This is a genomic window from Kitasatospora sp. NPDC059803 (assembly GCF_042732255.1).
Lineage (GTDB): Bacteria > Actinomycetota > Actinomycetes > Streptomycetales > Streptomycetaceae > Kitasatospora.
The window spans coordinates 15,075-23,708 of sequence record NZ_JBHWIJ010000009.1 but is presented as its reverse complement, the minus strand read 5'-3'; the positions used below and the strand labels follow the sequence as shown (position 1 = coordinate 23,708).

The following is an 8,634-nucleotide window of genomic DNA, read 5'->3' as shown; positions in this document are numbered from 1 at the left end:
CACCCCCCCCACCGCCCCCCCCCCCCGGCCGCCCACACCAAACAACCCCACCCGCCGCGGCCTAGACCTACTTGTCGATGTTAAAAAACAACAACCTCTGTTCCCCCCCCACCCCCCACTTTCACAACAGGCCATAGTTCGGATGAGCCCGTGTCAGGTGCCCCATGCTCCGTCTCGACCTCGTCCAAGAGCCCAGGCTGCTCGAGATCGAGATCAACACCCGCCGCCCCGGGGAGACCCAACGAATGCAGTGGCTCGGCGAACTCGCCGGCCTGCAGGAGAGCCTGCGGCACATTGCTGACACGAAGTGTCAGGTCGAACAGCTGCGAATCCAGGCCGGCCCGGACGCGGATGGTGTCATTGCCCTGAGCCAAGGGGATGGCGCTTACCCCGAAATCACAGTTCGGGGCCTACCCCGCCGGGCTTCTGGCGAGAACTACCGCAACTTCCGATCAAGAGGAGAGCAATGGCTGAGGTCATCAGGTCGGTTCACAAATGGGCCGCAGAGCCACAGGCAGGCCGACTTCGAGCTCACCCGCAGCCTGCGGGCGACCTCCGGCGGCCCCAGCCCATCGGCGAACAACCCGGCGGCCTCCAGCCGCACCTCCTCGCGGCGCTGGCGACCTTTCGCCGTCAGCCCGCCCCCATCCGCATATCGCATACCTACGGCATAGCGCGCAGATGACCGTCAGTCAGCTACACGAACAGGCCAATCACCCCGAAGCGCCGAAGTCAGTAGCGCGCCTGGGCCCAGTTGTAGAGGCGGTGGGCACTGTCGCCGAGGCGGGTGGCGTACAGCGTGCCGGGCTGCCCGCCCACGAGGTCATCCGTGGTGGTGGTGACGCCGACGACGGTGCCGGCGCCGGTCCGGGTGTCGAAGCGGGCGAAGTGCGGGCCGCCGCTCGCCCCGTGGGCCATGTCGCAGGACTCGCCCCACAGCAGGGGCGCCTTGGGGGCCGGCCGGTCCGGTCCGGCGCAGTGGATCATGCGTGAACCGGCGTACTTGGCGCTGGGGTCGTTGAGCCGGTCCTTCGGGTAGCCGAAGGTGTGGATGAACTCGCCCGCCGCGGGCTCGGTGAACGCGATCCGCTGGCTTCCGGTGACGTCCGCGATCCGGCGCCCCTCGGCTGACGAGTTCGCCACGAGGACCCCGGTGTCGTAACCGGCGACAGCGACGTCGTTCGAGGTCGTGCTGCCCGGATCGGCGTCCCAACGGGAGGACGTGGCCATCGACTTGATGCTGAATCCGCCGAGCGGCTTCGTCCCGTTGCGGTAGCCGGGCACGAAGTAGAGGTTGTGCTGCCAGGTGTCGTCGGCGGCGGGAGCCCCGACGCCCCGCAGGCAGTGCGCCGCGGTGACGACGGTGCTGCGGTTCGCACTGTTGACGACGGTCGCGGTGCAACTGCCGTCGTAGCCGTCGGAGAAGGTGAAGAAGAGCCGGCCGACGCTCCGGTCCACCGCACCGCCGTGGGTCCAGACGGCGCCGGGGTCCGGCGTGTTCGGCGGGAGCGGACGCGGATCGTCGGGCGTGGTGTCGTCCTCGGGCACGGGGGTGATCTCGGGGACCATGGCGCCCGCCAGCTTCATTCGCGCGGCGGTCCAGTAGGCGTCGATCCGGCTGCGCTCCTGGGCGGTCGTGGCGCCGGCGTGCGAGGTGACGGAGTCCGGTTCCGCGGCGAAGGCCGCGGTGGGCAGCAGCACCGCCGCTGCCGTGGTCGCGCTCAGCAGGAGGGCGGCTGCGGCGGAGAGGCCGCGGGGGAGTTCTCGGCGTGTGGCTGACATCGTTGCCCATCTCGGTCGGGTGCGGTTCGCGTCGGATGCGGTTCGCGTTCAGGTGCGGTCCGTACGCGGGGGCGGCCGCGGTCCGCCCCGCGCGTCACGGATATCCGGCACTGTAGGAACAGAACGTCAGGTCCTGGTCTGGGGCGCGTTTCGCTCTTCCATCGGTACCGTCAGGTTCCGGTAACGACGTCTCGTCCTCGTACCGGTGCCGGGTCTGCGCTCCGGCCCGGTTCCAGCCGCAGTTCACGGCCGACGGAGAGGCGGCCGACGGGCTTGTCGAGGTCCGTCGGGACCATGGTTGTGCTCCGCACCGCGAGGGGCTCCCAGGGCTTCGCAAAAAAGGAGCTTGAGGCCACTGGCGCGCGTGTTGTACTTGGCGCATGGGGGTTGGCGACGGTCGGATGCGGTTGCGGGTGACGAGCCACCCTGTTGCCGATCCCGAATCCGGGCTCAGCCGGATCCTGAGCACTGGTCCCATGCTCCGCAACACTTTCGTCCGCCCGCCCGACTACCGAGTCGGGTATCTGGGCGCAAGCCGCGCCGATCTCCTTCGGCTCGGCGCTCTGTTCCGCGTCGCCGCGGCGAGCCCGCACAGCGCGATCTACATTCCGGTCCCACCGGGCGCCCATCCGATGGCCTCCGCCGGCGGCGACACCCATCCGATGCCCATGCTCCTGGCCCGTGAGGACACGGGACTGCGGCCGTCCGACTGGCCGGATCTGCGGCACAGGATGCGCCGCGCCTCGGTGCCGTTGAGGGTGACCGCCCCAGCGGCACGATCTCCCGACCGTCCCGACGACGTCCGTCGCCGAGCCGATCGCCACCCCGCCCGCTTCGCCGAGTACGCCGCGACGATCGTCATCACCGCCCGTGCCGAGCTGCTGTTCTGGATCGGCGACTGGCTCACCGCCGCCGGCGACCGCGTCGCCCAAGACCCCCACGTCCATCAGCACGGCGAGAGCTTCCTCGGCGACATGGTGGGCTTCTTCGACCCCAGGGGCACGGACCAGCCCATGCACGCGTTCTGCGTGGTCGCCGTCGAACCGATCTTCCACCAGGCCCGCTGGCGGAAACAGCGAACACCCAGCTGAAGCAGTGGTGGTAGCCGAAGCCCGCCGCGTCGAGGGCCTGCGTCCGCGGCGGTCGGTCCGTCCCGACCGGCCAGCCGGTCAGTCCTGGTCGAGCAGTGCGGCGAGGTAGTGCGCCACCTCGCCGCACAGGTCCTCCGGTGTCGGCACGTGCCAGTGTCCGCTTCCCGCTGTGGCGTTGAACAGCAGCCCGTCGCACCAGCGGATCAGCCGCCGGGCGTCGGCCGCCGGGTCGGCCGAGCCGCTCTGCGCCAGCAGGGCGGCAGCAGTGTCGGTGAAGCGCGCGCCCAGCCGGTCGTAGCCGGCGCGCAGTTCGGGTCGGCGGGTGGCTTCCAGGGCGAGTTCGAGGCGGGCCAGGGTGAGCCTGCGCCCGGTGGTGAGCGCGCCGTACAGCAGCTCGGCCACTCCCTGGGTGAGCAGGTGGCGCGGGCAGCAGTCCGGCGGGGGCCCGCCGGCCATGAGCGGGTGGCCTCCGGTCTCGCGTTCGACGATGCGGGTGAGGGCGAGGTCGAGCAGGGCGGCCCTGGTCCGGGCGAGGTTCGAGGTCGAGCCGGCGGGCAGTCCGGCCTCCTCGTCCACGGCGCGGTGGGTCAGCCCGCGCAGGCCGCGCTCGGCGATCAGGGCGATGGCGGCGTCGGCGATCAGCGTCGGGCGCGGCGGTGTCATGGATCCGGTCCTGGCCTCTCTCTTCAGGGGGTCCCGACCCGGGGCGGGCCCGAACCCCCTTCACGCCAACACTATCCCATCCCAACTACAGGTGTAGTACGGTGCGGGACATGGTCACTACAGCCGTAGTGTCGGGAGAGGGGTTCACTCATGGGCGCGTACCAGGCAATCGTCATCGGCGGCGGCATCGGCGGACTCTCCGCCGCCCTCGCCCTCCACCGCCAGGGCATCCCCGTGACCGTCCACGAGCGCGCCGCCTCGCTCGAACCCGTCGGCGCCGGACTCGCCCTCGCCCCCAACGCCCTGCGCGCCCTCGACCGGCTCGGCATCGGCGAACGCCTGCGCGCCCTCGCCACCCCCCATCCCGCCGTCGGCCTGCGCCACCCCTCCGGACGCTGGCTCGCCCGTACCGACACCGCCACCTTCGAGGCCTGCTTCGGCGACACGATCGCCGCCGTCGCCCGCGCCGACGTCATCGCCGCCCTGGTCGACGCCCTTCCGGACGGCACCGTCCGCACCAACTCGCCCGCCGCCCTCGTCACCCCCGGAAGCACCCCCGGAGGCACCACCGGAAGCGCCACCGGGGGCACCCCAGGAAGCACCACCGGACCAGCCGTCGTCCGGACCCCCGACGGGGAACGGCCCGCCGCCCTGGTGGTCGCCGCCGACGGCCTCCGCTCCGCCACCCGCGCGCTGCTCTTCCCCCGGCACCCCGGCCCCCGCTACAGCGGCTTCACCACCTGGCGCACCGTCGTGTCCCCCACCCGCCGGCCGGATGCCGTGGGCGAGGTCTGGGGACGCGGACAGCTCGCCGGCGTCGTCCCGCTCGCCGACGGCCGGGTCTACGTGTACGGCGCCGCCCTCGCCCCGGCCGGCGCCCGCGCCGCCGACGGCGACGAGAAGGCCGAACTCCTGCGCAGGTTCGGCACCTGGTGCGCGCCCGTGCCCCAACTCCTCTCGCTCGCGGAACCCGAGCGCGTCCTGCGCCACGACGTCTGGGACCTCGCCGACCCCCTGCCCGCCTACCACCACGGCCGGGTCGCCCTCCTCGGCGACGCCGCCCACGCCATGTGCCCCTTCCAGGGCCAGGGCGCCTGCCAGGCCATCGAGGACGCCGTCGTCCTCGCCTCCGCCCTGACCCCCGGCGCGGACCCGGCCACCACCCTCCCCGCCTACACCGCCGCACGCCTCCCGCGCACCACCGCCATCGTCACCGGCTCCCGCCGTACCGGCGACCTCGTCGCCCTCCACACCCCCGCCGCCACCCGCCTGCGCGATGCCGCCCTCACCCTCGCCGGCCTCCTCCCGGCCCGCACCCTGCTCAACCGCTCCGCCCGGACGTACAACTGGCAGCCCCCGGCCCTCGACGCAACCGCCTGAGCACGGACCGCCCGCCACTCGCCCGGGACCAGCCGACGGGCTGGATACCGAGGCGGCGGGCATGCGGGTCGAAGCGCCCGGGGGCGGCCTTGCCTGCGAGTTCGGGGACCACGACGATCCGCCGGAGGCCTTCGTCCGGATGTGCGGGATCGCCGTGCAGGCGATCGCTCCGACGACGGCCGGGCGGGCGGGCCGGTAGAGCGGCCAGGCGCGTTCCGCGGGTGACGCAGGTCATAGGAACCCGAGCGGGCGGGGCACCAGATAGGGGGCGTGGACTCTTCAGATCGAGATGTGCGCGCGAGGGTGCGGGCCGGTGACCGGGACGCGTTCGGCCGGCTCTTCGACACGTATGCGCGCGCGGTGTACAACCACGTGTTCCGGCTCACCGGGGACTGGTCGACGGCGGAGGACGTGATGTCGTTGACGTTCCTGGAAGCCTGGCGCCGGCACGACCGGGTCGAGGCGGAGGGCGGGTCGCTGCGGCCCTGGCTGCTGGGCATCGCCACGAAGCTGGTCAGCAACCAGCGCCGGGCCGCCCGGCGGCACTGGCAGGTACTGGCGCAGCTCCCGCCGGCCCGCGAGGACGTTCCCGACTTCGCGCAGGAGGTGGCCGGGCGGATCGACGACGCGGCGCGGATCGCGGTCCTGCACCAGTCGCTGGCGCGGCTGCGCCGCCCGGACCGCGAGGTGCTGGCCCTGTGCGTGTGGGCGGGCCTGGACTACCAGGAGGCCGCCGAGGCCCTGGGCGTACCGGTGGGCACCGTACGCTCACGCCTGTCCCGGGCCCGGACCCGGCTGCACCGCCTCGCCGAGACGGCCCAGCGCCGGGCGCAGCGGAAAAAAGTGGAACCCGGCCGTGGCCGGAACCAGATCCAGGGTGGGTCCGCGAGTGCGGCCCCGTCCACGAAGGAGGTACACCAGTGAACGCCGGACAGCGGCCGGAGCCGGTCGAGCGCGCGGAACTGCTCGGGCAGGTGCCCGTGCCGGCCGAGCGCGACCTCCCCGCAGGACGCCACGCCCTACACCGGGAGCGCCTGATGCGCCAGATCGACCTCGACACCCCCGCCCCAACCTCCACCCCCGCCCCGGCCCCCGCCAGGCCGCGCTTTCGGCGGCGGCTGGCCGTCACCCTCGCCGGTGCGCTCGCCGTGGGCACGGTCGTGGCCGTGGCCGTGACGCAGTCCTCGCGGGGCGGCGCCAGCGGGCCGCTGAGCTCTGCGGAACTGGCCAGCTGGACCGGTGTCCCGACACCGCTGGCCGCTTCGACGGGCCCGGGCGCCACCGCCGAGAAGTGGTGCCTGGACCGGATGGCCGACGGCCCGGGAGCCGGAGCACCCGTCAAGATCACCAATGCGGACCTGCGGGGCAAGGTCGCCTCCATGGTCGTCAACCGCGGCGGCAAGGCCATGCTCTGCTACGTCGCCTCGGAGACCAGCGGCCTGTGGGAGGCGATCGACCCGGTGAAGAACGTGGCGGCCGATGCGGTCACGTACGACACGGGCGGCTCCCACGGTGACGGGGACGCCATGTTCAACTACGCGCAGGGCTCCGTGGGGGCCGGCGTGAAGGCGATCACCATGCAGGTCGCCGGACGCACCTTCCAGGTCACCGTGGCGGACGGCCGCTGGACCGTCTGGTGGCCCGGGACGATGTCACACCGCGCCGTCCCCGACACGGTCACCGTCACCCTCGCCGACGGCACCACCCGCGTCGTCAGCGGCAGCTCGCTGTTCACCAGGTGAGACCCAGGTGAGACCTCCCGGGTGCGCGCTGAGCGCCTGGACCAGGCGGCGCCCGGTCGGGCCTGCGCGCTCCCGGGCCGGCGGCGCATCCCGGCCCTGATCTCCTCCTCGGCGAACGCCGCGAGCGCGTCGGGCCTGGCCGTGGGCCGGGTCCGCCGTTCGCGGCGTTCGCGGCGTTCGCGGCGTTTGCGGAGAGGCCGCGGGCGGGGGTGGCGTCCTCCCCTCCGGTACCGGCCAGGCCCGGGAACCGAAGCGGACAAAGTAGGATGACTCAACTCCCGCGCTACGCGCGAAGAGTTCCATAAATACCCCATTTGTTCGATTTATCTCCGCTTCACACGCACGGAGCCACCCTCATGGACAACCCGTCGAACGCCGACACCGGCGGCGCGATAGAAACCCGCGGCATCGAACCCGTCCCCGACCACGAGCGCGGGGGCAGAGTCCGCGAGCTCTTCCCGACCTGGGTCGCCGCGAACATCAGCGTCCTGCTGCTCACCATGGGCGCCGCCCTGGTGGTGTTCAACCAGTTGAACTTCTGGCAGGTCCTGATCGTCGCGGCGTGCGCCGCGCTCGTCTCGTTCGGCCTGGTCGGCGTGCTGTCGGTCTCCGGCAAGTGGGGCGGGGCGCCGGGCGCGACCCTCTCGCGGGCCACCTTCGGAGTGCGCGGCAACCTCTTCCCCGGCGCGGTGCTCTGGATCGCCCGGTTCGGCTGGGAGACGATCAACGCCGTCACCGGCGCCTACGCCGTGCTGACCGTCCTCGACCTGCTCTTCGGCGTCAAGGCCAACACCGCGCTGATCGTCGTCACGCTCTTCGCCTTCGTCGCCTGCACCTTCCTGGTCTCCGGCATGGGCCGCAAGGCGCTGAACGTCTGCAACACCTGGTCGACGTACCTCTTCGGCGTCTTCAGCGTGCTGGTCCTGGGCTACCTGGTCGCCACCATGCACTGGAGCGAGGTCTTCGCCAAGCCCGCGGGCACCACCGCGATGATGATCGCCGGCATCGGGACCATCGCCGCCGGCGGCATCAGCTGGGTCCCCACCGGCCCGGACTTCGCCCGCTACCTCCCGCACGCCGCCTCCGGCAGGAAGATCGTCGGCGTGACGGTCTCCGGCGCCGGCCTGGTGATGGTGCCCATGGTGCTCATGGGCGCCGTGATGGCGGTGGCCTCACCCGGCCTCGCCCAGGCCGCCGACCCGGTCTCCTTCCTCGGCGACCTGCTGCCGACCTGGCTGGCCGTGCCCTACCTGCTGACCGCGATCGTGGGCATGCTGCTGATCAACAGCCTCTCCATGTACTCGGCCGGCTTCACCGCGCAGACCATGGGCGTCAAGCTGCCGCGCGCCACGGCCGTCAGCATCAACGCCGTGATCTCGCTGGTCGGCGGCCTGCTGCTGATGCTGGTCGCCAAGAGCTTCCTGGGCTCCTTCATCACCTTCCTCATCCTGCTCGCCGTCTCCTTCTCGGCCTGGATCGGCGTCTACGCGGTGGACATGTTCCGGCGCCGTTCACGCGCGGTGCGCTACGACGCCGCCGGGCTCATGGACACCAGCAGGAACAGCCGCTACTGGTACACCGGCGGCTTCTGCTGGCAGGCCATGGTGTCCTGGGTGCTCGCCCTGCTGCTGGGGCTCGCCTTCACCAAGTGCGACTGGTTCGCCGGCCCGCTCTCCGACACCCCCGTCGGCAGGTACGGGCTCGCCTGGGCAGCGACCATCGTGATCTCCGCCGCGATCATGGCCGCACTCCCCACCCCCCGGGAGAACACCCCCGCCACCACCGCACAGCCCGCCGACCGCCGGGCGGAGCAGCCCGAACGGGCCACCGCCTGACCCCGCGGCACGGCCCACCGCCCACCCCGGCACACCCCGTGCGCCCGGGGGGGGGGGGCGCCCCCCCGCCCCCGCCGCGGCCGGGCCCGGGGCCCCGCCCCCCGCCCGCCCCCCCCCGCCCCGCCCCCCGCCGCGGGGCGC

General features: G+C 72.6%; 9 protein-coding genes. 6 read left to right on the top strand and 3 right to left on the bottom strand.

Features of this window, described 5'->3' with window-relative positions:
• Positions 1-436: 436 nt before the first annotated feature.
• Both ACFV6I_RS02760 and ACFV6I_RS02755 read right to left on the bottom strand, forming a co-directional pair.
• Positions 437-661, bottom strand: a complete 225-nt coding sequence (locus ACFV6I_RS02760) for a helix-turn-helix domain-containing protein (protein WP_380423351.1) — start codon at positions 659-661, stop codon at positions 437-439.
• 71 nt (positions 662-732) lie between these two features.
• Positions 733-1,782 carry a trypsin-like serine peptidase gene (locus tag ACFV6I_RS02755; RefSeq protein WP_380423350.1) on the bottom strand — a complete coding sequence of 350 codons (1,050 nt, stop codon included), beginning with the start codon at positions 1,780-1,782 and terminating at the stop codon, positions 733-735.
• A gap of 380 nt (positions 1,783-2,162) precedes the next feature.
• Here ACFV6I_RS02755 and ACFV6I_RS02750 point away from each other — a divergent pair, with 380 nt between their 5' ends.
• Complete coding sequence (locus ACFV6I_RS02750) at positions 2,163-2,873, top strand: hypothetical protein (protein WP_208869225.1); 711 nt, start codon at positions 2,163-2,165, stop codon at positions 2,871-2,873.
• Positions 2,874-2,951: 78 nt separating this feature from the next.
• Here the strand turns inward: ACFV6I_RS02750 and ACFV6I_RS02745 are convergent, their stop codons facing one another.
• Positions 2,952-3,536 carry a TetR/AcrR family transcriptional regulator gene (locus ACFV6I_RS02745; RefSeq protein ID WP_063351866.1) on the bottom strand — a complete coding sequence of 195 codons (585 nt, stop codon included), beginning with the start codon at positions 3,534-3,536 and terminating at the stop codon, positions 2,952-2,954.
• A gap of 150 nt (positions 3,537-3,686) precedes the next feature.
• On the opposite strand from ACFV6I_RS02745, the gene ACFV6I_RS02740 reads away from it, so the two are divergent.
• The 5 genes from ACFV6I_RS02740 (at position 3,687) to ACFV6I_RS02720 (ending at position 8,493) form a co-directional block, all read left to right on the top strand.
• The gene (locus tag ACFV6I_RS02740; protein WP_063351867.1) at positions 3,687-4,916 is read left to right on the top strand and encodes an FAD-dependent monooxygenase; all 1,230 of its coding nucleotides are present in this window, start codon (positions 3,687-3,689) and stop codon (positions 4,914-4,916) included.
• A 61-nt stretch (positions 4,917-4,977) separates the two neighbouring features.
• The gene (locus tag ACFV6I_RS02735; protein WP_159398635.1) at positions 4,978-5,115 is read left to right on the top strand and encodes a hypothetical protein; all 138 of its coding nucleotides are present in this window, start codon (positions 4,978-4,980) and stop codon (positions 5,113-5,115) included.
• A 92-nt stretch (positions 5,116-5,207) separates the two neighbouring features.
• On the top strand, positions 5,208-5,840 hold the full coding sequence (locus ACFV6I_RS02730; protein ID WP_380423349.1) for an RNA polymerase sigma factor: 633 nt from the start codon (positions 5,208-5,210) through the stop codon (positions 5,838-5,840).
• On the top strand, positions 5,837-6,658 hold the full coding sequence (locus ACFV6I_RS02725; protein WP_380423348.1) for a hypothetical protein: 822 nt from the start codon (positions 5,837-5,839) through the stop codon (positions 6,656-6,658). The genes ACFV6I_RS02730 and ACFV6I_RS02725 overlap by 4 nt, the downstream gene beginning before the upstream one ends.
• 356 nt (positions 6,659-7,014) lie before the next feature.
• The gene (locus tag ACFV6I_RS02720; RefSeq protein WP_380423347.1) at positions 7,015-8,493 is read left to right on the top strand and encodes a purine-cytosine permease family protein; all 1,479 of its coding nucleotides are present in this window, start codon (positions 7,015-7,017) and stop codon (positions 8,491-8,493) included.
• Positions 8,494-8,634 lie beyond the last annotated feature (141 nt).